This is a genomic window from Geobacter sp. AOG2 (assembly GCF_019972295.1).
GTDB lineage: Bacteria > Desulfobacterota > Desulfuromonadia > Geobacterales > Pseudopelobacteraceae > Oryzomonas.
The window spans coordinates 3,022,277-3,047,125 of the sequence record NZ_BLJA01000001.1; the positions used below are offsets into that span (position 1 = coordinate 3,022,277).

Consider the following 24,849-nt stretch of genomic DNA (forward strand, 5'->3'; position numbering starts at 1 on the left):
ATGCCGGATCAGCACACTCGGGCACGATGAGTCCGAGAAAGATCATTTGGGAGTGAAAGAACGTCTTAGTTGGAGGAAGCCGGGGAAAAATTTTCTGATCCAGAAAACAATAAACCACACGATTATCAGGCTCGAGAACTTGCCAAGCAGCCAGAGAAAGCGTACCTCCGTAGAGAATCTCCCCCCACCGGTTTCCTCTAAAAACAGCGACTTGACAGCGGTGTTCTCATCGAAAAGGTGCGATATTGCCCTGGCTGTTGCCGCCACGCCGAACCGGTATTCCCCGATCTCATGTTTTGAGGATTTGTAGGCAAATGAATATAGATGCAATTTGCAGATTCCAGAAAGATTTGTTTTAAAGTCCTCTACAAGCGCCGGATTTCGAAAAACTTCTGCGCAACGCCGGATTAAAGGCAGCCCGGCATCCTTGAACTTCTGCAAATGCAGATTGCTTTGACTCCAAGACTCATTATGCGTCCGCATTACCACAAATGGCGCATCAATAAACAGAATTCTCCCCAGAAGAGCGCAACGGACGAGAAACAGGTATTCGCAGTACACGCCAACCGCCGAATCACATAACTCTTCGACGCCGCCTGTCTTTATTCTCAAGGCTGCCGTATCAAAAAGTCCCGCTGTTGAAATGATTTTGGCCCGGCCCTTAAAATAGGTTTTAAGAAAGCTCTGGCCTGAATACTGCTGGAAGGAGCGTACGTGCACCGTTTTCGGCGAAAATGTGTTTGAACCCCGCAACAGGCTAAAAGAGGAAAAGAGCGCTGGCGGGAAATCGTACCGGCTGATAAACGTATGTGCCGTGCTTAAAAATTCCGGTTCGTACAGATCGTCATCAAACAGCCAGGTGAAATAACGTCCTCGCGCTAAAGCCAGCAGGGCATTCATGTTGCCCACCTCACGGAGATTGACCGAATGATTGATAATCCGGACTCGCGGGTCGATTATGCCAAGCATTTCGACGGTGAGGGTTTCAGCTTGGTAGTCATTGCCGACAATGATCTCGAAGTCGCCGAAAGACTGGGATAGCACTGACTGAAGGGTTTCGCGCAACAAGTCATGGCGGTTGTAGGTCGGCACGGCAATGGTGAAAAACGGCCTGTTCCCCGTTTCATTTGCTACCACGAGCATGCTCCCCGCAGGATGTCTATCGACTCGGCAACCCGTTTATGCAGGTCTCCTTTAAAGGTGAAGCCTAATGAACGGAACTTTTCGCAGGCAACGGCATAGGAAAGCTGGTTCATGATCCGATGGTCCACCAACTTCACCCGCGCATCAGGAATAAACTCGCGGACCGTGTCGATTACCTGGCGGACAGTGGCGTTGATGGTGAGGACATTATAGATGTTTCCATCAAAAAGGTCATTGCCGATGATGAATTCAATGGCTCGTACAGCATCACTTAAATCCAGGTAGGGCCGCTGCTGGTCCAGGGCTGATGTCCAAACCGTGAGCGGAATGCCCATGCAGGCCTGCCAGATAAACTTATTCACCGCCGTGTGGAAGCGCATTCCGACGGACGCACCGAAGATTGTCCCGAAACGGCAAATGATGAAGCGCAAACGTTGTTCTTGACCGACCTGCGCCAACAGCTGCTCGGCGCGCAGCTTCGACTCGGCATAGGGGCTTTGGGGCTTCAGCTCATGGGGGGCGCATTGCTCGTCAACCACAGCGGCCTGGGTACCGTAGACGCTGGTGGTGGACAGGAACAAAAGCGGCGCGCCGACGCTGGCGCAGGCCCGGGCCACCCGCTCCGTACCAATGAAATTGGTTTGCTCGACTTTTTCCTGGATGTCGAAGCTCCCTTCAGCATTGGTGATGGCAGCCAAGTGGACTACCGTTAAAGCTCCTGCAAACAGTTCCTCCAAATCGGCGGTGAGGATGTCGGCTTCGCGGAACCGGTAGCGCCCCTGAGCGGGGAGGTTGAACAATGAACAGAAGCGTTGCGTGGAAAGGTTGTCCAACATTATGATCTCTGCCCCAGGGAACGTTTCCGGCAGGCTGCGGATCAGCTGTGAGCCGATATGTCCCAAGGCTCCGGTTACAACGATTTTCATTGTGGAAGCTCCTTCACATTTCTCGGATCAAATCCCCTGGAAGCGGTTGGCCGCATTGATTACCTGATCGATGTCGTCTTCGGTATGGCAGAAGGATATGGGCAGGCTCAGGGTTGTTGCATGAATCTCGTCGGCAACCGGATACGCCTGTTCGCTGAACATGCCCGCAAGGGCCTTCTGGCGGTGGGGGGGAACGGGGTAGTGGATCTCGGTCATGATCCCCTGATCCGCAAGGTACGCTTTCAGGTCGTCACGACGTGGATGGCGGATGTTGAAAATATGGTAAACATCGAAAAAATCCTCATGCACGCTCGGTTTTACGAATTCATTTCTCAGACCGCTCTGATACATGGCTGCAAGGCGGCGCTTGTGATCATTGATGCGGTCGAGGGCCTGCAGCTTTACCGACAGGAAGGCCGCCTGCAGTTCATCCAAACGCGAATTCATACCAATACGGTCGTTGTAATACTTCCGGGTAGAACCGTAGTTACGTAGCATGCGAATAGACTCAGCCACCGCAGCGTCTCGTGTTGTGACGGCTCCGGCATCCCCGAAGGCGCCCAGGTTTTTGGTGGGATAAAAGCTGAAGGCGGCGGCATCGCCAAAGCTACCGGCAATCTGCCCCCGGAATCTTGCGCCATGGGCTTGGGCGCAGTCTTCGAACACCTTGAGTCCGTGCCTGTCGGCTATCGATATGATCCGGTCCATCCGGCACATCTTACCATACAGGTGTACGACCATTATTGCCGCGGTCTTTGCCGTGATACACGCTTCGATGGCATCCGGGTCGATAGTGTAGCTGGCAATGTCCGGTTCAGCCAGCACCGGCTTCAGATCTGCCTGGATAATGGAAAGTACGGTGGCAATGTAGGTGTTTGATGGAACAATCACCTCACTCCCCGGCGCAAACCCGAATGCTTTCAGCGAGAGGGTCAGAGCATCCATACCGGAAGCCACTCCGATGCAGTGAGGCATTCCACAGAACCGAGCAAATTCACGTTCGAATCGTTCAACTTGAGGGCCGAGGATATACCATCCGCTTTCCAGTACTTCGCGGAATGTCTCACGTAATTCGGCAAAGAATGATACGTTTACCTTATGCAGATCTTCATAAGGAATCATGCCCCCACCACCGCCTTGATTTGCCGCAAACCATCTATAAAGGAAAAGGCAGGCTGCCAGTTGACAATGGAGCGAAGGCGACGGGAAGAAAATTCTACATGATCAATTTCAATCTTTTTCCGTTCTTCCGGCCATGCTATATGCGTCACCTTGCCTTGCTCGAATATCCGGACGATTGTTTCGGCGATTTCAGCCACAGTTAGATGCTGATCGCTGGTGGCGAACCAGCTCTCGCCCACGAGACGGGGTTCAAAGGCGGCGCGCCACAGGATGTCAGTGGCATCCTCGATATAGAGTACATTCCGTGACTGGTTCCCCGTTCCGAATATGGTTATCTCCTGATTATTCAAGGCCTGGTGAATAAAGTAGTTGATAAACCCGAATTCCGGATAACCTTTACCATATGGCCCGTACAGGTTGGCAAAACGGAGTACCACCGTATGGAGATCATGAATGGTGTGATAAATACGGTAGTATTTTTCCGCCACTCCCTTATTGGCGGAATATATTTCCAGCGGTCGCTCCCAGTGGTCTTCATCCACCACTTCCGTCACGGCCTTGCCGATGACGGTACTGCTGGAGGTGTAGACGATCCGCGCCTTTTTGTTCAGAAGCCGAACACTTTCCAGTAGTTTCAGATTACCCAGACAGTTAATCTCAGCGTCCAACAGGGGGTACTGAATCGACAGTGGGTGGGAGGTCTGGGCGGCGCAGTTGAATATGATATCCTTGTCCTGCACGATATCGGCCAGCAGGGTCTCATCGCGCAGGTCGCCGCGCACGAAGCGAATTCGCGGCCACACCGGTCTGAGATTGTTGGTGGTGGCGTGCAGGTGCGGCTCCAGCGAATCCATGACAGTTACCTGCACATCCGGCTCCGCCAGGCAGCGCCGCACGAGGTTGGCGCCCAAAAAACCCGCACCACCGATTATCAGAACATTCATGAATATGCCTCCAGAGTCAGGTCTATCCCCTGATCGAATGTGACTTCCGGCCGCCAGCCAGTAGCCTGGACAAAGCGCCTCGTGTCAGCGACGAAATGGCGCTCCTCAATGGGTGAGAGGCCCGCGGGAGGCGCAACATGTTCCACCGTCACCTTGCCGCCGGTGCGGTGCATGGCCCGTTCGGCGACCAGGTTCATCGCTTCGGCGATACTGTACCCTACGCCGCTGCCGATAATATAGTGGCTACCGCTCAGTTCTTCCCCATTGAGCGCCGCCGCCAGAAATGCCCTGGCAGCATCTTCAACATAGATATAATCCCGGATATAGTCACCGGCGCCGTAGACGGTCAGCGTTTCCCCCTGCAGCGCACTCCGGATCATCCGGTTGAGCACGCCCCGGTCGCTCTGGCTGCTGGCTGGCCCGGGTCCATAGACATTGGAGAGCCGGAGCGCCGCCCCCCGCACGAATCCTTGTTCGCTGTACCATCTCAGGTACTGTTCAGCCATCAGTTTGTGCAGATCATAGACCGTCAACGGGGTGTCGGGGTGTGATTCATCCACCGGAAGCCGCCGTGGTATGCCGGCCACCGTGACGGTGCTGGAAAAGCAGATTATCGGGCAGCACTTCCGTAGGCGGCATCCCTCCAACAGATGCAGCATCGGCATGACATTGATCGCATGGTCAGATAGCGGATTGCTGTTGGCGCGATAGGTACTGGTCTGGGCTGCCAAGTGAAAAACCACGTCAATACCGTCGATGGCCTGCTCCCATACCTGTGGGTCACGTACGTCAGCCGGCAGGTTTTCGAGCCGGCAGCACCCCTCCGGCTGCTCCCAGGCACTTTCCGGACGGTCCAGCCGGACAATGCGGCAGTCTATCCCCCTCAGCAGCCTGATGATGGCTGATGCAACATAGCCGCAGCCGCCCGTGATGAGGATGCTCTTATTTTGGAAGGCTTCAAGATTCATATTCCCGGTTTACCGAATCTCCGGCCCGCGCAGCCAATCGAACCGGATTTCCGGGTCATTATACGGGATTCGTATCTCATCTGCCGGATCATAGGTGTGCGACGTGACATAGAGCAGGTTGACCGGCCCCTGGACCGTCTTGCAGCCATGGGCAATGCCGGGAGGAATTTTCAGCGTGTGCGCTGGCTGGAAGTCACCCATGAAGAAATCCATGGTGCAACGGTATGTTGGAGATGCGGGGCGCAGGTCACACAGGCCGACCCGCAGAACTCCGCTGACCACGTACCACCAGTCGGTCTGGATGTTATGGAAATGCCAGGCTTTGATGACGTTGTCGAACATCAGGGAGTGGCTCCATTGACCGAAGCCTTCAGCGAAGAAGTCATCGCTGGCCCGGATGACTTCCCGGAAGAAGCCCCGCTCGTCACAGTGAGTCGTCAGCTCATTCAGTATGATGCCGTCAATCATGGCAGGTTTTTCCGTCCTTTCAGTCCAGTATTTCTACCTGGGGTACATACACTATCCACTTCCCTCCTGCGGCTCGGAAGGCCTCTTCCTTTTTCATGATTTCCCGCTTGTGGTTCCAGGCGAACAGAAGCGCATAATCGGGGTAGTCCTGCACGAAGGATTCGTAAGGGCGGACAGGAATATGGGCTCCTGGGCTAAATTTTCCCTGCTTAATGGGGGTAGTGTCGCTGATGAACTCCACCAGATCGGGTGTGATGCCACAGTAATTGGTGATGGTTGTGCTCTTGGAGGTTGCGCCATAGCCGACCACCCGCTTTCCTTGGGCTCGTAACTCACACAGGAGTTTCATGAGCTGGTCCCGTGAGTTTTCACAATTACGACGGAATTTGTCGTATGTCTCAGTCAGGTGCAACCCGAGCCTGTACTCAATGTCGCGCTGCGCCGCCACATTGGCGGAAACTGCCCTGGTGCCCTTGTGGGCAATGACATAGCGCATGGAGCCTCCGTGCGTACCCTGGGGCTCGACGTCGATGATCTCCATGCCGTAGCGCTCAAAAAGATGGCCGATGGAGGCCACGGAAAAGAGAAAGGTGTGCTCGTCGTAAATCTGATCGTAGGAAATTTTTTCGATGACGTCGCCCAGGTAGGGGTCTTCAAACATTACTACCCCTCCTGGTTTGAGCAGGATCGAGATTCCCTCCACGATGGAGTGGATGTACGGGATGTGGCACATGACATTGGCGGCCAGAAAGGCGTCTGCCTGGCCGTACTCCGTAATTATGCGGCGCGCCAGAGGGGCGTCGAAGAATTCGGTAACGGTGGTTATCCCCTTGTCAATTGCCACTTGGGCAACATTTTTCGACGGTTCGATACCCAGATGCCGGATTCCGGCCGTGACAAAATTCTGCAGCATGATCCCGTCATTGCTTCCCATCTCGACCACGAAGGGGTCGTCATCGGTAAGGTAATCGGCGATGACATGGTCGGCGAACTCTTTGAAGTGTTGCGCCATATAGCGAGAGGTTCCGGAGAAAAAGGCGTAGTTTTCATGGAACATTTGCTCCCGGTCGGGCTGGTCGAGCAGTTGGACCATGCCGCATGCCGGGCAAAAACTAACTTGCATAGGGAATCGGTATTCCTCGTTGAACTGCTCGGGAAGAAGAAAACCATTGCCAAGCGGCATGCTGCCGAAGTCGATAAACGGCTCAATGGGGGAATTGCAAATCAGGCAGTTGATCATATATGTGAGTTCCTTTTTTACCAGAATTTTGGGTACAGCATAGCCTTGGTCATCATAATACCGGTTCTGGAGAGTTGTTTAAATAAAAAACAGACGCCGTGCACTGCAAACCAATAAGCAATAAGTGAAGCAAAAGACGCGCCCAAACCACCATATCTAGGTATGAGTACAGCATTTAGTGCAACGTTTATGATTGCCCCCATCATAACGGTCACAAAATATATTTTCGTCCAATTCATGGTAGCCAGAAAGGCACTGCGGGCAAGTTCCATAAAAGTAAAAATGTTGGCCCAGGTCAGAACTATCGCCATGATGCCCGCCTTGGTATAAGCCGCACCAAACAGGTTTATTATCAGCCAGTGTGCGCTGAGTGACACGGGAATGGCAACGGCATATCCCAGAAAAGCCATCAGGTTGTAGTATTTCTGCAATTGAGCAAAGAAGTAGCTGTCACTAATTGTCCTAGCCTTAACTATACTTGGGTAAACGGACCAGTAGATTGCTGTGGCTATGAAGTTCCACGGTTCAGCCATCCGCACGGCGACAGAATAAATCCCAACCTCTTTGTTTCCAAGAATATCGCCAAGCATAATCTGGTCGATTCGTTGGTAAACAGACATTGCAATGATTGACAATGCCAATGGCCAACTGTCCCGTATCAGCCTGCCTCCCCGCCTCATGGATGCGGTCCATTCTCCTAATCTGTGGCCTTTAGCTACATAGGAGATTACTAAACCGAGTGAACAGAGTCCCATTTCGATGGTGCCGGCCCAAGCGAAGGCTATAAGGGGAGCCTTACGGATGATGAGTATGATTCGTATGATCGAGCCGATAAAAAATGCGGGGCTCTTGGCATACACCGTGTACTTGGCCCGCACTTGGGAGATGAACCAGCTTTCGATGACACCGGTTACCAGGAATAAATTGCCGAATGCCAGGATGGCGACCAGCCCGTGTACGAGGCTGTCGGATGGACGCAGATACAGTATGGTGGAAATTGCAATCACAAGTGATGCAATTCCACCTGCCAACCGCAAAATGAATGAGCTTCCCATTGTCTCTGCAGCACAAGAGGGGTCTCTGGCGATATCCCGGACAATAATGTCCTCAAGTCCGAGCGTGGCCAACGGTGCAAACAGGGCGACAAAGGCCATGGCATAGCTGAGTGTTCCAAGTTTGTCCGGTCCCAGGTAACGTGCGATCCAGATGCTGATGGCCAGGCCTACGGCCATACGCATGATTTTGTCCACCATCTGCCAACCGGTATTGCCGATAATTATTCGGAACTGGGGGTGTTCATCGAGGCGTTTGCGGATAATGTCCAGCAAATTTGTTGTCCACCAGGCATTCATGATTTTTCTGTCTCTTCAAGGGCTATCAGATAGCTATCTGACCAGGTAAGCCCCTTGCAAAAGTGTATGCAGTAAATTTTAAATATCATCCAAAAGGTCATGAAAGTCGAGATTCAAGGTTAACAACCTGATATTGTTAGGTCGTCAGGCGCAACAGGCCAGGGCGCTACCGGTGAGGCTTGAGGAAAGAATATCATGGTTAATGGGGACAGTACAGAAGAGTCTGTTCCCCATCTTGACAGCGCCTCTCAGTTTATCTTGCGGAGCGGGAGCAGCACCTTGTCAAGGTCCTTGAGTTGATTCAGACTGGGAAGTTCGTTTCAGTCGCTGCCAGTTGGCAATGGTTGGGACGGCCGCTCAAAGAGCACGAAGTGATGGCCCCAAGCGTTTGTTGCCAAGGCAGTCTTGAATTACCAGCAGAGCAGATCCTTAAGAAATGCTTCCTGAACGCTCCGAACTTGCGGGTGGTCTGCAGCTTTGCAGGGAGGAAGGACACTATCTCCGAACCCGCTTGTTCCCGTGCACTTGCCGAATGCGACAGAGCGGATATTGGAGTCACGGTTTATGATTTGCTGGTTAAGGAAAATTTGGGCAAGGAATTGGTCGGGCACACAAGCGGCTCAACGGGCTGATTCAGGATTTGCTCAGGCAATTTGGAGAAAAAACGATTAAAAAGGCCAAAATATTTTCGCGGGAGAAGATGGGGGAGATGTTGTATCAACTTAATAATGAATTGATTGAACATGGCAAATAAACGAACAGCATTCGCCAGATCCTGTACGCTTTTGCCAAAATAAGATCAGATTCATCCCTGACGCCATTTCGGCACGTTATTATAAAGATCATACCGCCAGCGGCAGATGCCGCTGGCGGTTTTTAAAGTGAATGGAGCAGTTTTGCCAACTCTTTGCTGATTTCAGAGTTACTACATCTTTTTGTAAATATATCATGGCCCTTCTCAGCCAGACGATCTCTTAAAGCTCCATCTGATTTCAGCTTGAGTATGGCATCTGCCAGCGCCTCCGCGTCAGCCATAGGGACAAAGAAGGCACTTTCTCCGTCAACCAGTAATTCACGATTCGCCTCACAATCGCCAACGATAACAGGCTTTTTCATAGCCAGAAACTGGAACGTTTTTCCTGCGATCACTCGTCGCGCCTTCTTGATATCAGAAAAATGGCCGCCAAGACACACGTCTGATTTTGCAATTTCCCCCGGTAATCGTCCGTATGGAATCCAATCAATAAAATGGATATTCGACACACCTTTTGCTTTGGCCAGATTCATAATCCTTTTCTTTTCCAGCCCATTTCCAATCACTACGAATTCTATATCAGTAGCATTCTGTAATTTGCCGGCAGCTTCGACAATGTATTCAGTTCCGTGCAGTGGTAGAAAGGAAGAATAATAGAAAACCTTGAATTTATCGTCATCCCGCGGGGTCTCCCGGGGGTAAAAGAGGGATTCATCAGCCCCGACAAGCACCCTGTGGAACTTATCCGGTGGCTGATCGAAGGCTTTCGTGAAATAGTTGATGTGTGCATACGTATCCAGGATAATCCTGTCCGCCCGATCACAGGCCGCCTTGTCCAAACGGTAGAGAATCCTTCCCGCCGGGGAATCGGGCCTGAATTTTTTCCGATCGAGACACATGGTGTCATACATGGAAACAAAGGGGTCGAAGATTATCGGTTTTGCAGTCGCTTTTTTTGCCAACGGAACGAAATAATGTCCCAGGCATCCTATAAACACAAAGTCGAAGTCCATTTTTCTCGCTGCAAGAACCTTTAAAACGGATTTGACAAATCTCCAGACGTACGTGCCTGATTCGTCGGAGCAATCAATAATATCGCAACCGCAGTTTCGAAGTCCTGCCAGGATCATCTCGTTTCTTACGTATGATCGTTCTTTGCCGCAGACGTAGAGAAGCTTCATGGTTACAATTCCTTCGCCTGCCTATTTGAGCGTTGCCCTGACCAAGTGGAAAAACCCCTTACAGATGCTGAAAAGATCATCCACAGATTTAATCCGGTTGATGTACCCCCAGACAATTTTCGGCCGGAGAAAAAAGAACAGATTAGCTCTCCTTTGTAACTGTTTCAATTCCCGACCCGACCTGCCGGCAGGATGATAAACAGGTAAAAAATCGGTATACCCCCCCATCAGGCTGAGTTTTGTCCAGTCTATGGAATCTGGGTCAAGACACCCTTCCTGTATGGCAATATCCCAGAGTTCGGTCCCGGGAAATGGCGTGGCAATGGAGAAACGTACTTGATCCAGCGGCAGGCTGTAGGCGAATCGTATGGTTTGCAGCGACTCTTTACGGGTCTCGGTGGGCAGCCCGAGGATAAAGGATGCCCGGGATTTTATCCCCACTTTGTGAATAATCTCGACCGTTTTTCGAGTCTGTTCGAGGGTGATATTTTTCTTGATCAGATCAAGAAGTCGCTGGTTGCCAGACTCCAATCCCAGAGAGATGATGGAGCAACCCGCCCGCTTCATTGCGGTCAGTATTTCTTCGTCAAGCACATCCACCCGTGCTTCTGCCCACCAGTTGAATTTAGCGGGATATCCCCTTCTGACGAATTCGTCGCAAAGCGCCAGGGTTCTCTTTTTGTCGACGGCGAAATTGTCGTCAAAGATCATCAGTTGATTGATCCGGTGATGCTCAAGGTAATATTCAATCTCCTCGATCACGCATGGTATCGAACGAAGGCGATAGGTTCGCTTTGTCAGAAGTTTGTTCGCGCAGAACATGCAGTCATAAGGGCATCCGCGCGACGTTATGATCAACCCGAGGCGGCTGCCCGTTCGCATGTCGGGGCTTATCCGATATTTTTCTATGGGAACCAGGTCGAGTGCCGGCATGGGATAACTGTCCAGGTCCGCGCTTATGATCCGATCCGGATTATGGCTTATAGCCGCTGCTCCATCTTTGAAGGATACACCGGCAATAGCGGCAAAAGGCTCCTGGTTCTGGAAAGCGGAACAGACTTCAAGGAATGTTTCTTCCCCCTCCCCCCTGACTACCAGATCGACATTTTCGCTGTTCAAGAGGTCCTGCGGTCGCAGGCTGGCGTGTACCCCCCCCACAATAACAAGAGTCTCGTGTTTTTTCTGCTTGACGACCCGTGCGGTATCCAGGGTGCTGTACACGAGTGCGGATTGACAGGTGATGCCGACGATGTCAGGTTTAAGCTCATCAAGAACTTCTTCGAAATTTCTTTCTTCCACCTGCGCGTCATAAATTCTGATTTTCCACGTTGGCTGGTGTTTTTGCAGATACGCGGCAATGTAGAGGAGGCCGACCGGGGGAAATACCCAGCCGACCTTTGCCAATCCCCCCATGTATCTGTTGATGTCGTAGGGTGGATTAACAAGTAATAGTATCATTATTCCCTCCAGAGAGATGTTTCGGCATCCGGCGCGTTTTTGAAAGCATTTTTTCTTACCTGGAAACAATAACAGGGTGGTTTTACTTATTTCAACCGGTTACGCTGAAAAGATTCAGAAGGAGTCTGCTTGTCTTGACATGAACACTATTGCAAATAAGGCTCTCGGCACATGCCCGCATAAATTCCTGAAGAAAACCCCCTGATAGAAACTGCTCAATTTCCCCGGAGGCTGCTGAAAATGCGACGCGAGTATGCCGTTTGACAACTGATTTATAACATCATTGAAGAAATTTTGAAGCAAGAAAAGTGGCTGGCCCGCCCTTTCCGGTTATGTCAAGAGTTCTCATTTTACTCACAAGTCTTCGCATGATTGATCCCGAAAATCCAACTTGACATGCCTGACAAAGCACCATAAGAATCCGTTTTGTCAAATCAAAATGACTTTTTATCAATAATCTGTTACTATCGGCAGCGAATAGATGTGGTGGGTAGCATAGAGATTGCTGCTGCAATGTTTAGGACTACATCCGATCAACTTACTGTTAAATAGCATATGCGGGTATTCTTCTAGTAAGTACTTTCAGGCATTGGCAAGGTAAAAGGATATTGTTGAATTATCTGCCGCGTCATTCTGACCCGAATCAATAATTATTCCGTGCCTGTTACGGGGATAGAGTAGCTTCGAAGACCATTTATAAAGTTCAATGTTATCATTCGTGAGTAAGTAGAGAGCACCCTGAAATTCACATGAAAAATCATTTCCTCCAGCGTTTCCATTCCCTGTCGTTACGGACACTTCTGTTGCTGATGACGTTCGCGCTTGCCTTGCCGTCAATCATCCTGATCTTCTATTCAGGATATCTTCAGAGCGAAGATGCCATACGCGAGGGCATCGATGATGGTCGAATGCTTGTTTACAGCATAGCAACCGAACAATACAACCTTGCGGGTAATATCGAACAGTTGCTGACAGCATTAGCGCAAATCCCGGAGATAAAAACACATGATGTGAAGACAGCAAATACGATCCTGACCGATATTCTGGAAAAGAACCCTCAGTACGGAAATATCATTATCGCGGACCCTGCTGGAACCGTCTGGGCATCCGGCTTGCCTATGAAGGCACCATTTTCCGTGCATGACAGATTAACTTTCCAGAGTGCGGTCAAAAGTCGGCAGTTCTCCTCCGGTGATTACGGTATCGGCAGAATTTCGGCGCGGCCGACAATTGGCTTTGGTTATCCGGTAATCACCGCCAGCGGCAAATTAACCGATGTCATCTTGGCTAATATAAATTTTGTCCAATTTAATATGTTGTTAAACATGGGCGGCTTGCCTAGGGGATCATCATATAGCATTCTGGACAGAAACGGCATAATAGTGCACAGAAATCCGAATCCCAGCCATTTAATCGGGAAGAGGATTGAACATGACACTTTTATGAAAATGGTAGACGGCCCCGAAGCAAGTAATGAAGTGGCTTATGATGCAAATGGCGGAAAATATATTGTCTGCTACCGCAAATTGAGGTTGAAGAACGAACAATCTCCCTATCTTTATATACGGGCAAGCATACCGCACAAGGAAACCCAGAAAAAGGCGGTATCGGCTCTCGCAAAGAAGGTAATATTCCTGGCTCCGCTCTTGCTTTTTGCTCTCTTCTTCGTCATGCGCCTCGGCAATATTTTCATCCTGAAGCGTATCGATAAACTCCAAAAAGCGGTGCTACGGCTGGCGGGGGGCGATCTTAAGTTCAGGGTAACCGACGAGGTCGCGGGTGGTGAATTTGGGCGCTTGGGACAGGCATTCGACGAAATGGCTGAAAAACTTGCGTCGAGGGAGCGGGCACTTCTTGAGAGCGAACGTGAGTTTGCCGACCTCTACAATAATGCACCATGCGGGTATCATTCGCTCAACAAGGAAGGGTTTTTCGTACGAATAAACGATACTGAGCTCAATTGGCTCGGGTATGAACGGGATGAATTGATAGGTCACATGAAGTTTGGCGACATCATAACGCCTGATGGGGTGGAGATTCTTGAGAAAAGCTTTCATCTCCTCAAAGAACTGGGCTGGGTCCGTGGCCTTGAGTTTGAGCTGGTCCGCAAAGATGGATCGACGCTACCCGTGCTCTTGAATGCGACCGCTCTCCACGCCCCTGATGGCTCCTTGCTGGTGATTATAAGCACGGTGTATGATATCGCCGAACGCAAGCAGGTTGAACGAGAGCTCAACGAGCTGAATAATAACCTGACAAAGAGAATCGAGGAGGAAACGGAGCGGCGCGTACAACATGAACGACTGTTGGCGCGCCACGCCCGCCTGGCTGCAATGGGGGAGATGATCGGAGCTATTGCCCATCAGTGGCGGCAACCGCTGGCCACAATTGGGGCAACAATCCAAAGTATCCGGATGGCCTGGGAGCGTAATTGCATCGACAGATCATTTCTGGAGAGGGCCGAAGCGGACGCGCAAAAACAGCTTTATCATATGTCAGATACTATCGAGGACTTTCGGAATTTTTTTCTTCCCGAAAAAATGATCGAGATCTTTGATCTCAAAGAAAAAATAGAAGAAGTCGTTTTGCTTGTCTCCTCCCAGTTTGCCAATTCCGGCGTCAGGTTGAACGTAGTCGACAATTCACCGGATTGTCGCTTGAATATCAAGGGATATCAAAACGAGTTCAAACAATCTCTTATCAACCTTGTCAGCAATGCTTTTGACGCCATAATGGATAAAGCCGCCCATAACCATCAGCTTGGTAAGGGGCTTGCGGCTGAAGGACAGGTTATCGTCTCCATAGCAGGCGAAGGCAACAAAGCCGTCATTGAGGTTCAGGATAATGGCTGCGGAATTCCGGATGAATATGCCGACAAGGTGTTCGACCCCTATTTTACAACCAAATCAGCGGAGAAGGGAACCGGTATAGGGCTCTATATGACGAAACTCATCATCGAGGAAAGCATGGGAGGGAGCCTCAGCTTCACAAGTAGTCCGGACGGAACGAAATTCAAGGTGGAACTTGCTCTGGATGACTCTGTTGAGGGGGGCAGCAATGGCTGACAAGGCAAAGATAACCATCCTCTATGTGGAGGATGATACGGATCTGCGAGAGCGTATTCATATCGTGCTTGCCATGCATTTCGAAAGAGTTTTACCCGCCGCCAACGGGAGGGAAGGGTTGGAGCTATTTATACGCGAGGCTCCCGACATTGTTGTTTGCGACATAAGAATGCCGATCATGGACGGTCTTGAGATGACGAAGCGCATACGGGAGAGGTCGCCGGAGACGCCGGTCATCATCTGTACTGCGTTCACCGACACGACTTATCTGCTCAAAACGATCGAGCTGGGTGTTTCCGCGTATGTACGTAAACCGCTCGATTGCTGGCAGCTTGTTGAAACAATCAACCGGACCACGGTTCCGATCCTGCAGAAAAAAGAGCTGGAAGAGGCGAAGCAACACGAAAAAGCTTCGTTTGAGCTGCTCTTTGGCGAAAGTCTGGCGATGCAGGGCGTCATTAATCAGGCGCAGCGGATTGCCGGGACCGATTTTTCCATAGTCATCCAAGGTGAAACCGGCGTGGGCAAGTCATATCTCGCGTCACTTATCCACGGTTTGAGCCAACGCAAACAGCAGCCGCTCGTGACGGTGAACGTCAGCTCCTTGCCCGAGACATTGGTGGAAAGTCAACTCTTCGGGCATCTCAAGGGGGCCTTCTCCGGTGCCGTTTCAGCAAAGAGAGGGCTCTTTGAAGAAGCTCATGGGGGGACACTCTTTCTCGACGATGTGGATTGCGCATCGCCGGCCGTTCAGGCCAAAATCCTTCATGCCGTCGAACAAAAGCAGTTTTTCCCTGTGGGTGGGACGAAACTGGTCAAGGTTGACACACGGATCATCGCGGCCAGCAACCGCGATCTTCTCTTTGAGGTGCAGCAGGGGAGTTTCAGGGAAGATCTCTACTACCGCCTTGGGGAAATTATGATCACTTTGCCGCCGTTGCGTGAAAGAGGTGTCGATATCATTTCCCTCTCCCACAAGTTTCTTGCGGAAATTTCCCTGGAATTGAACCGAACTCCTCCACGCATAGCTCCTGAAGCGATTGTCTTGTTGAACCGTCATCCATGGCCCGGTAATGTCCGGGAACTGAAGAGTGTCATGAAGCGTGCCGCCCTTTTTGCCGGAGAAACTCTCACCCGTGAAGTGTTGGAAAGTGTTATGACCGTTACGGACCAGGCGACTACCGAAAAGAGTACCGTCCACCTGGGTACTCTCGAAGAAATGAAACGCGATGCCGTCAAACAGGCTTTAGCCGCTACCGGCGGTAAGAAAATGGAGGCGGCCCGCTTGCTTGATGTCGACTACAGCAGTTTTAAACGTATGCTGGATAAATACAACCTCTGAGACTCATCATTTTGCCTACCTGCTGTCGTTTTTACTCATCATTTTGCCCACCCCAGCTTAACCCATAAAACAAATAAAATTAATAATTACAGCATGTTGAAATGACGGTATTGGTCTTGCTGTTGTAATGACCTGTCGCAACTGCAAAGAAGAACGGGCTGTGCCGAAGTTCGCCTTCGCCCAAAAGGGCTGGATGGGACTTTGGGTCATACGATGAATGGTCTTCACCTCTATCCTTTGCGAACCGAGATGACTCAGCCGTGTGATTGTTGCTGCTATTTGCATGGTTTGAGGTGTCCCCAATGGCGAATGGCGCGGCATGATGACAATTGCGAACAATATAAATCTCACTGGTCCCGGCTTGTCCCAAAAATGCAAATTTTTGCTCAGTCCTTTCCAGGAATGTTACTGCATGAATATTACGGCGATTAAAATTAATAAAATTATTAGGTTATGTGCCGGGGAGTTTAAATTATGCCCGGTGTATCGCAGCAAGACCGAGCAGGACAACTGGAATGATGAATGACGGTTTTGAGGTAGGAACGTTTGAAAGGAGAGCCGTTGTTGACTTCAAGATCGACCAGAGAGCAAGTGTCATCCGAAATTTCTGACGGTTTACGGCCGACTTCGTATATGGAGTATATTCTTTCCTCCAGCCGGAATTGGCCTACAATTGCCCTTCTTGTTTATTTCGGATTGCGGCTCCTCTTTTTTGCCATCAACATCTCCCCCCAAGTCCCACCGGACGAGGTAACCCATTTTGGGAAATGTGAAATATTCTCCAAAGTATTTCTGCTGCCCGGCAACACTCCAGAATCATACCAGTACGGGCTTGTTACCAACAGCCCCTGGGTCTATTACTGGCTCATGGGAAAACTGCTGGCCCTGAATTTCCTTGGGATACCCGATCTTGTGTTTCTGCGCCTACTCAATATTCCCTTTGCCTTTGGCACTATCTATTTTGTCCGGCGCATGCTCCGACTCCTGACGGATGACCGGCTCACCGAGATTCTGTTGGTTGTGCTCATGACGAATACCATGATGTTCTCCTTTCTCTCTGCCTCGGTATCATATGACAACTTGACAAATCTTCTGGCTGCCATGGCACTTTACTACCTCTTTGCCTTTTTCAAGGAACGGTCCGCTACCATGCTGGCGACTTCGATCCTCTGCCAGTTGGCGGGCTGCCTTACCAAGATCACGTTCTTGCCGCTGGTTCTCATCATGGGCATTGTGCTCGCAATCCATGAACTCAGGAATTTTCATCTGTTGCCTTCCGCCCTGAAAGCTTGGGTGCATTCTTCGGGCAAGCGCGGACTTGGCCTGACGCTCGCTGTTGTTTTGGGCCTGGTACTGAATATTCAGCTTTATGGCGGCAATTATATTCGTTATCGCGTTGTGGAACCGGAAGCATACGATGTCCTGCCCCTGGAGAACGCAATGCAATACCGGCTTGCGGCACGAAACTATATTTTCAACCTCTTCAAGGAAGGGCGTATTACGGCAGGGCAGGCGAACGAGATGGCCGCGAAGATTAATCACCCCGGTGACCGGTCGGATACGATCAACCTCGTGAAACACTATGCGCAGATGCAGCAGGACGGGGCCAAACCGGTCGGGTTTCTCTTTTATACGGCCTTATGGGCTCGCAACATGCTGGAAAGCACCTTCGGTATCAAGGCTCATCTCGGTGTGGCAAATAGCGGTCTATCGTTTATACCGCTAGCACTCCTGATCCTGCTGGCAGGCTTTGCCTTTCTGGTTCGGTGGCGGCCATGGGAGAATTCCTGGCTTCCGTCATTACTGGCGGCGGTAGCCCTCTCATATGGTTTTTTCATTTTATACAAAGTTAATTATCCTGCGTACCTTGAATATAATGATTTTGTCATGACCGTTGCAGGACGTTACCTGTTCCCTGTTCTCGGCCCGATCTATGTGCTCTTCAGCTATTACCTGCTACGGCTCTTCAGGGGAAGGAACGCACGATTCGTAATTTCAGTTGTGGCCGTAATCACTTTCATCGCTTGCGATTTCCCGTTTTTCCTCTCCAACGTCACTCCGGATTGGTTCACCTTTTCCTTGCAATGAAGTCTGGTTGGCCGGGTAAAGCCGGGAGATACATTGGCAGGTGCGTAAAAAAACAGCTTTGAAAATTAATACAACAATGTCGCGTTCCGTTTCCACCCCTGACAGCAGGCATGAAGGTGGTAGTTTCTGGCTATCAGTGCCGCCCACTTACCCCCCTCGTTTTGAATCAGCCACAGGAGAAGGAAAGCTGTGCCAAACTGCTGACGTTTATATTTTTTTGCCATATTAAGAAGATCAGACCGCATCGCCTCGTCCAATTTCACCCAACCCCGACCCGCCTCCCGACGGAGCATTTCTTTTTAACAGCCGCCGTAAGCGTCACACGTTTGCGACTTCCGAGAGGTCGCATCATGCTTACCAAGAGATGACCCTGATATTCAGAGCATAATAACTCAATCTTGGTTGGAGATTGGACGTTTTAGTGATAATCTGGGGCTTCGGGCTGGTCCCGCCCGGCGTTTTTTCACAACTGGTTTTATTGAGTTTGTATGATGCTGAACGCGATTATTCTGAAATGATACCAAGATGTTCACATACGGATGTTATATGGGCAGCAAGATGCGAAATCTGGTTTTAATCTGCGTTGCGTTACTTGTTATTAGCCTGGCCGTATATATGCGGGTGGGCGATTACGGGTTCCTGAACTATGACGATGATGCATACGTTACGGATAATCCCCATGTAGCAAGTGGGATCACCGGCACAAGCATCGCGTGGGCCTTTACTTCCGTTGATGCGGCCAATTGGCACCCCGTCACCTGGTTGTCGCACATGGCGGACGTCGAACTGTACGGTATGAATCCCCGGGGCCACCATCTTACCAACGTCATCATCCACGCCATTTCGACACTACTGGTCCTCTTACTTCTGCTCCGTTCGACCGGCGCGCTTTGGCCGAGCGCATTCGTCGCGGTACTGTTCGCGCTGCATCCTTTGCATGTGGAGTCGGTTGCCTGGGTTGCGGAACGGAAGGATGTCCTGAGCGCCTTTTTCTGGTTTCTCACTCTCCTCATATATGGTGAATTCGCGGCAAAGCGAAAACTCGGGCTCTATTTTCTTGCTCTTTTTACATTCATACTCGGTCTCATGTCCAAGCCGATGCTCGTAACCCTTCCCGTTGTCATGCTGTTGCTGGATTTCTGGCCTCTCAACCGTCTGCACAGGGAGGGGGAACCAGGGCTGCGTCTCCTTTCAGGCCGGGTACTGGCCCTTGTAAAAGAAAAAATCCCCTTCTTTATCTGTTCATTTCTTTCGGCTGCCGTGACTATCTACGCCCAGAGCAAGGGTGGGGCGGTGAAAGGCCTTACAGAGGTCCCCTTTCAGCTTCGCATTGAAAATGTGCCAATCGCATATGTAACGTACATCGGGAAAATATTCTGGCCCCACAACCTGGCAATGCTATACCCCCTCCCCCAGTCGATCCCGCTATGGCACGTCATCAGTTCACTGTTCTTTCTGCTCCTCGTGTCGGGGGTAACGATTCGTGCCGCGCGCACATATCCCTACCTCGCGGTAGGATGGTTCTGGTTCCTCGTTACCCTTGTGCCTGTTATTGGTCTGGTTCAGGTCGGATTGCAGGCAATGGCGGATCGCTACATGTACATCCCCTTGACCGGCATAGGTATCATGGTTGCCTGGGGAGTTCGGGAGAGCACAAAAAGCCTGCCGCACCGCGAGGGTGTACTTGCCCTGCTTGCTGCAACGGTTATTATCGCATCAGCCGCGGTAACGTTTCATCAGATCGGTTTCTGGCGGGACAGCATTACCCTCTACCGGCACACCCTTCAGGTCACTACCGACAATTATATCATTCATGACAATCTGGGGCTCTCTCTCGAACGTGCAGGAAATCTGGATGCAGCGATCCGGGAATATGAGGAAGCATTGCGGATTAACCCCTTTTACCAGCGGTCCCTTGCCAACCTGGGCCTTGCTCTTGCCCGTAAAGGGAACCTGGATGCGGCAATCGGAAAGTACCAGGAGGCGCTTCAGATAAACCCCAATTACAACGTGGTGCATAACAACCTGGGCCTCGCTCTTGCCCGCAAAGGAAATCTGGATGCGGCAATTGGGGAGTACCATGAGGCGCTACGCATAAATCCCGATTACGTCGAAGCGCATAACAACCTTGGGGTGGCTCTTGCCCGCAAAGGGGATCTGGATGCGGCGATAGGGGAATTTCGGGAGGCGCTTCGGACAAGCCCCGATAACATGGAAGCGTATAAAAATCTGGAACGCGCCCTCACCCTGACGGGGAGACGGATTCCGGGCCCGCAATAGGCTAGAAGCCTAGTGTGCGGAGCATCGGAAGATAACGGCAAAGCCCATCTTCATTTCTTCGGAACAATTCCTCTTCAGGTAATCGTTGACCTCAAAAATGCCTTCATAATCCGCCCACTCGGGTTGCAAAACGATATACGCCGGTTTTTTGTCAGCAAGGGTCTGCTTCATTTTTCCGATGGCCTGCTGCGGGTCTTTCGACCAGCCAGGAAGAAAACTGACAAGAAAAGGGTTTGGACAGCGTCGGCCAGCCAGAAAATAGAGTTCGGGTTCGAAACCCCATTGGAATATGTAGTCATCCGGCCGAGTATGTTCCCGAAGGTAACGTGCCACCCTTATGGAGTCAACGAAAGTGGTTGAGCTGTAGCTTGCGACCATCACCTGCTCAGGCGAATAGGAGGTATAGAACCTGAAATTTCTCTCTGCCGAATAGACAAACGCCCCGAGCACAGCTACGGATGCCAAGCATGCAGGGACTCTCGGCATCTTTGTGATGAGCACTAGGCCGACGCCCCCGGGAATAGCCAGGAAGGGGATGATCATGAAATAATAATGGGGAAAGTTTTTTCCGGGGAGGGCAATCGCCAAGCTCACGGCCAGGATCAACAGAAGCGGCAGGCTGCCCGCTACGGTCCGTTTTGTCATCGCTAGCCACACGGCCGCCGGGATTCCCAGAAGGGCGGGAACCACCAGCGTTGAGCGGAGATACCGCAGGACGGCGCCCAGCGGCACATCCTGAAATAATACGAGATCCTTATAGCGACGGGGGAACTCGACCGTCCAGTAGAGGAAATCGCCGAGGGCGCCGTGGAGGTGGAAGTAAGCGATTGCCGCCACGGCGCATGCTGTGATCGGAAACAGAAAGGCGGCCAGGTCAAGCGCGGAATCTTTCGAAAACACTGTCCCTGACCTGGAGAAGGGAATCAGCATACATTCCAAAACCACCACCGGAAGGGCCACCGGCTTGACCAGCATGGCAAGGGCCGCGCAGAGGCCGACCCCGTAGAGGTACGAGCGCTTTTGGGTGTCCATCGCCAGGAGAAGACACCAGACCCCCGCGGTCATCGGCAGGACGAGAAAGACCTCCGTGTTGCTGTTTCCCTGCAACCGGGGGATGGTGGAAAAGACGCCATACAACAAGGCCGAACAGAGTCCGGCTCTGGTTCCTCCGATATGGCGGGCGACGCCGTAGATTGCAAGTGCCGTCAGCATGGAGTAGAGAGCGGCGAACATGCGCACCGCCTCGATGGTGGCGCCAAACATGCCGATTGCCAGGGCATAGAGGTAGAAGGTGCCGGGCGGCTTGATCTCGATGGCGTCCCGGTAAGGAAGCCCTCCCCGGAGGATTTCCTGGGCAATGGTGGCGTACTGCCCCTCGTCCCTGTCGAAAGGTTCATGGATGAAGGCCAGCCTGAGGAGCGTGGAGAGTGCCAGGATGACAATCAGCCACAGGGTTTCAGGGTGTTCCTTCAGGTAATTCAGTGCATATTTCATGGTTCTGCGCCGGGCATCCGCCCGGAATCGGACGCGGTGCCGGCATGAACCGGTTTGAAACCGACAACGGCGATGTTGCCGACCGGAACCGACAGGGACCAGGCTCCCACGCCTGCCCGGTCGAGGGTTGCGATCAACGTGCGTTTCATGTCCTGGGGGAGCGGCAGCAGCCTGAGCCAGTACCGCAGGGGGTAGCGGTTTACGATATCCAATACCGCAACATCGGTAAAACCGGCTTGTTCCAGAAGATAGCGGGCACTTTTGGGAGAGAAAAGCTGGAGGTGCTCGATGTCGAAAATCGGTGATTTTTTACCGAGCAGCCGCGCCGACAGGGCGCGCCGGTTATGGCAAATGAAATAGGCCGCCCCTCCGGGCTTGAGAAGTTTCCGCACCGCCCGGGCCATCTCCAGCGGATCGGCGAGATGTTCCAGGGTCTGAAAGCAGGTCACCAGACTGAGGGTTTCGGGGGCAAAATCGCCACCGCGAAAGATCCCTTCCCTGATGAGTGGCCGTACATCTTCACGGGCAGCCGCTATGGGAGCCCGAGACGGTTCGACTCCAGCCACCCCGTCAAAGCCTTGCTCCAGCAAACATTCAAGAAAAGCCCCGTCGCCCGTGCCGATGTCCAGGGCGCCATGGCGGTCCGGCAATCGCCCGACAAATTTTGAAAGTGTCGCGGCATAGGTCGCGGCAGCATAGTGTGCCTCAACCCCGCTGTCATAGGCCGCTTCACTGTAGCCCTCCGCCAGGTCGTCCTCGCACGGCAGGGGGTTGGCATACAACAGGTCGCAGGTAGGACAGTCGATCAACCGGTAATGCATGTATTCCGGCATCTTGCGAGAAGCGAAGGCAAAGCTGTCCAGTTGTTTCAGTTCAAAATCAGCCTCGGCAAAGACGCTGCCGGTGTCCGATGAACCGCATAGCGGGCAGGACCGTGAAATCATCTCCATGCGTGGTTGTCTCCGGTTAGTTTTGGCGCCGGCCAACGGAGAAGTTTCGCACTTCCCCGTCCCGGACCAGGTTTTTACGGATGAACAGCGGTCTCTGTTTGACCTCTTCGAATATCTTGGCGATGTATTCGCCGATGATTCCTACGGCAAAGAGATTGATCGAGCCGAAGAAAAGGATCAGGAGCAGCATGGTGGTTACGCCTTTGGGGGCAAGCCCGGGGAACAGGAGGCGGCTCGCTATCTGTCCGAGCCCCAGCATGATCGAGATGATAAAGAGGATCGTACCGGCAAAGCTCAGGATGTTCAGCGGGGTATTGCTGAAGGAGAGGATACCCTTCTTGGCCCAGCCGATATTCTTGAAGAGGCTGTTGGTGGTGACGCCGAACATCCGTTCCGGCCGGACATAGTCGACGCCGGTCTGCCGGAAGCCGACGAAGGCCCGGATCCCTCGCAGGAACAGGTCGCGTTCGGGGAATTGCAGCAGGCACTGCACGACCTTCTTGTCGATCAGCGAGAAATCGCCGGCGTCGTGGGGTATGGTGAGATAGGAAAAGGCGTCGAAAACCCGGTAGAACAGCTTGTATGCCACCCGCATGAACAGGGTTGCCTCCCGTTTGACCCGGCAGCCATAGACCACGTCGTAGCCTTCGCGCCATTTGGCCACGAATTGTTCGATAAGTTCGGGCGGGTCCTGCAGATCGCCGTCCAGCAGCACGCAGGCATTCTTGGACGCGATCTCCATACCGCTGCGGAAGGCTGCCTGGGAACCGAAATTGCGGGAATGGGAGATACCGGTGACCCGTTTGTCCCGCCGCGTAATGGCGCGGATGACCTCTTCGCTGTCGTCCGGGCTGTTGTCGTTGACAAAGATGATCTCGTAGTCGATCTTGAGCTTGGCAAAGGTATCCTTCAGGCGTTGGTACATGATCGGGATGGCCTGGTTGTCCTTGTAGCAGGCAATAACGGCTGTCACGCTGTGGGTGGTGTCGAGGCTGAACTGTTTCGAAGAAAGGTGGTATTTCTCCGGGTCGGGGAGGGAACGATACCAGCCGACCATCTTGCCGAGGCCTTCGCGCAGCCCGGTCCGTGGCCGCCAATCCAGTCGCCGTGCGGCTTTGTCGGGGTTGGCGAACCAGTCGCTGACATCCCAGATGCGGTCGGGCATGGAGGAAAACTGTGGTTCGTGATCGATCCCGAACAGGTCCTTGGCCGTCGCAGCGATGTCGGCGATGGTCGTCTTGCAGCCGCTGCCTATGTTGAAGGACGCGCCGTAGTCCTCCTCCCGGAGGTTGAGGGCGGTGGCCACGAAGGCTTCGACCACGTCGTCGATATAGATGAAGTCGCGGGAGATGTCGGGATGGACGAAGTCCGGGTAGTCTCCTGCCACGCCGTGGCGGATGACGGTGGGGATCAGGCGCGAGGAGTCCTCCTGCGGACCATAAACCGAATAGAGCCGGAGGTTGGCGCAGGGGAACCGCTTCTTGCGGCCAAAGTAGTTGATGAGGGCGGCGCTGGAAACCTTGGATACCGCGTAGTCGCTGTTGGGTTCAAAGGGAGCGGACTCTTCCGGGCCGGAGCTGTTGTCTCCGTACTCGGAAGAACTGCCCGAATGGACGTAACAGGAGATCGAGAGTCTCTCCATCAGGTGTAGCAGCCTCGTGGTCAGGTTGAAGTTCGTCCGGTAGATAAGCTGGAAATCGGTTTCAAAGGAATAGCCGCCATAAGAGACGCAGTTGAAAACGGTCCGGGGGGCGATCTCGGCAAAGAGGCTCTCCAGGTCGGCGTCCACCAGCAGATCCACCACGACCTTGTTTCGTTCCGGCAGATCTTCCAGGCGCCAGGCGTCGAAGGTGGAGGTAGTTCCGTACACGTCATCCCGGTGTGCCAGGAGAGCGCGCACCAAATTGGCGCCGATGAAACCGCTGCCGCCGAGGACGAGGATCGGTCCCTGGAGGTTTTTTATCTTGTGGGCGATGGTCATAAGGTTGTGTGCTCCGAAAATAGGGACATAGTTATTTCAATCCTTGCAGCTTGTCATAATTTTTATCAGTTTGTCGATTCTGCTTTGAGTCTG

17 protein-coding genes are annotated in these 24,849 nt (G+C 52.2%); 4 read left to right on the forward strand and 13 right to left on the reverse strand.

Annotated features, from left to right (window positions below):
• Positions 1–42: 42 nt before the first annotated feature.
• The 10 genes from LDN12_RS13815 to LDN12_RS13860 all read right to left on the reverse strand — a co-directional run bounded on the left by LDN12_RS13815 (position 43) and on the right by LDN12_RS13860 (position 11,556).
• A complete protein-coding gene (locus tag LDN12_RS13815; RefSeq protein ID WP_223923241.1) occupies positions 43–1,137 on the reverse strand; it encodes a glycosyltransferase family 2 protein in 1,095 nt (364 codons plus the stop codon).
• Positions 1,131–2,069, reverse strand: coding sequence for an NAD(P)-dependent oxidoreductase (locus LDN12_RS13820; protein ID WP_223923242.1), 939 nt, complete (start codon positions 2,067–2,069; stop codon positions 1,131–1,133). The genes LDN12_RS13815 and LDN12_RS13820 overlap by 7 nt, the downstream gene beginning before the upstream one ends.
• A 27-nt stretch (positions 2,070–2,096) precedes the next feature.
• Positions 2,097–3,191, reverse strand: coding sequence for a DegT/DnrJ/EryC1/StrS aminotransferase family protein (locus LDN12_RS13825; RefSeq protein WP_223923243.1), 1,095 nt, complete (start codon positions 3,189–3,191; stop codon positions 2,097–2,099).
• Positions 3,188–4,135 (reverse strand): NAD(P)-dependent oxidoreductase, encoded by a 948-nt coding sequence (locus LDN12_RS13830; protein WP_223923244.1) that lies wholly within the window; start codon positions 4,133–4,135, stop codon positions 3,188–3,190. Before LDN12_RS13830 ends, LDN12_RS13825 begins: the two co-directional genes overlap by 4 nt.
• Positions 4,132–5,103 carry an NAD(P)-dependent oxidoreductase gene (locus LDN12_RS13835; RefSeq protein ID WP_223923245.1) on the reverse strand — a complete coding sequence of 324 codons (972 nt, stop codon included), beginning with the start codon at positions 5,101–5,103 and terminating at the stop codon, positions 4,132–4,134. The genes LDN12_RS13830 and LDN12_RS13835 overlap by 4 nt, the downstream gene beginning before the upstream one ends.
• Before the next feature lie 9 nt (positions 5,104–5,112).
• Complete coding sequence (locus tag LDN12_RS13840; RefSeq protein ID WP_223923246.1) at positions 5,113–5,571, reverse strand: dTDP-4-dehydrorhamnose 3,5-epimerase family protein; 459 nt, start codon at positions 5,569–5,571, stop codon at positions 5,113–5,115.
• A 19-nt stretch (positions 5,572–5,590) separates the two neighbouring features.
• The gene (locus LDN12_RS13845; protein WP_223923247.1) at positions 5,591–6,811 is read right to left on the reverse strand and encodes a class I SAM-dependent methyltransferase; all 1,221 of its coding nucleotides are present in this window, start codon (positions 6,809–6,811) and stop codon (positions 5,591–5,593) included.
• Between the two features lie 17 nt (positions 6,812–6,828).
• The gene (locus LDN12_RS13850) at positions 6,829–8,163 is read right to left on the reverse strand and encodes a flippase (RefSeq protein ID WP_223923248.1); all 1,335 of its coding nucleotides are present in this window, start codon (positions 8,161–8,163) and stop codon (positions 6,829–6,831) included.
• An 876-nt stretch (positions 8,164–9,039) separates the two neighbouring features.
• A complete protein-coding gene (locus LDN12_RS13855) occupies positions 9,040–10,098 on the reverse strand; it encodes a glycosyltransferase (RefSeq protein ID WP_223923249.1) in 1,059 nt (352 codons plus the stop codon).
• A gap of 21 nt (positions 10,099–10,119) precedes the next feature.
• Complete coding sequence (locus LDN12_RS13860) at positions 10,120–11,556, reverse strand: B12-binding domain-containing radical SAM protein (protein WP_223923250.1); 1,437 nt, start codon at positions 11,554–11,556, stop codon at positions 10,120–10,122.
• A 749-nt stretch (positions 11,557–12,305) separates the two neighbouring features.
• Between LDN12_RS13860 and LDN12_RS13865 the strand changes: the two genes are divergently transcribed.
• The 4 genes from LDN12_RS13865 (at position 12,306) to LDN12_RS13880 (ending at position 20,331) form a co-directional block, all read left to right on the forward strand.
• Positions 12,306–14,621, forward strand: coding sequence for an ATP-binding protein (locus tag LDN12_RS13865; protein ID WP_223923251.1), 2,316 nt, complete (start codon positions 12,306–12,308; stop codon positions 14,619–14,621).
• Positions 14,622–14,646: 25 nt separating this feature from the next.
• Complete coding sequence (locus LDN12_RS13870) at positions 14,647–15,963, forward strand: sigma-54 dependent transcriptional regulator (RefSeq protein ID WP_238482107.1); 1,317 nt, start codon at positions 14,647–14,649, stop codon at positions 15,961–15,963.
• Positions 15,964–16,509: 546 nt separating this feature from the next.
• Positions 16,510–18,051: a hypothetical protein gene (locus tag LDN12_RS13875; RefSeq protein WP_223923253.1), complete on the forward strand. Its 1,542-nt coding sequence runs from the start codon at positions 16,510–16,512 to the stop codon at positions 18,049–18,051.
• Between the two features lie 546 nt (positions 18,052–18,597).
• Positions 18,598–20,331, forward strand: coding sequence for a tetratricopeptide repeat protein (locus tag LDN12_RS13880; RefSeq protein ID WP_223923254.1), 1,734 nt, complete (start codon positions 18,598–18,600; stop codon positions 20,329–20,331).
• Positions 20,332–20,340: 9 nt separating this feature from the next.
• Here LDN12_RS13880 and LDN12_RS13885 read toward each other — a convergent pair whose 3' ends face one another.
• From LDN12_RS13885 to LDN12_RS13895, 3 genes are read right to left on the reverse strand one after another with little or no spacing between them, the layout of a single operon-like run.
• Positions 20,341–21,825, reverse strand: a complete 1,485-nt coding sequence (locus LDN12_RS13885) for a glycosyltransferase family 39 protein (RefSeq protein ID WP_223923255.1) — start codon at positions 21,823–21,825, stop codon at positions 20,341–20,343.
• Positions 21,822–22,775, reverse strand: coding sequence for a class I SAM-dependent methyltransferase (locus LDN12_RS13890; protein WP_223923256.1), 954 nt, complete (start codon positions 22,773–22,775; stop codon positions 21,822–21,824). The genes LDN12_RS13885 and LDN12_RS13890 overlap by 4 nt, the downstream gene beginning before the upstream one ends.
• A gap of 16 nt (positions 22,776–22,791) precedes the next feature.
• Positions 22,792–24,756, reverse strand: coding sequence for an NAD-dependent epimerase/dehydratase family protein (locus LDN12_RS13895; protein ID WP_223923257.1), 1,965 nt, complete (start codon positions 24,754–24,756; stop codon positions 22,792–22,794).
• Positions 24,757–24,849 lie beyond the last annotated feature (93 nt).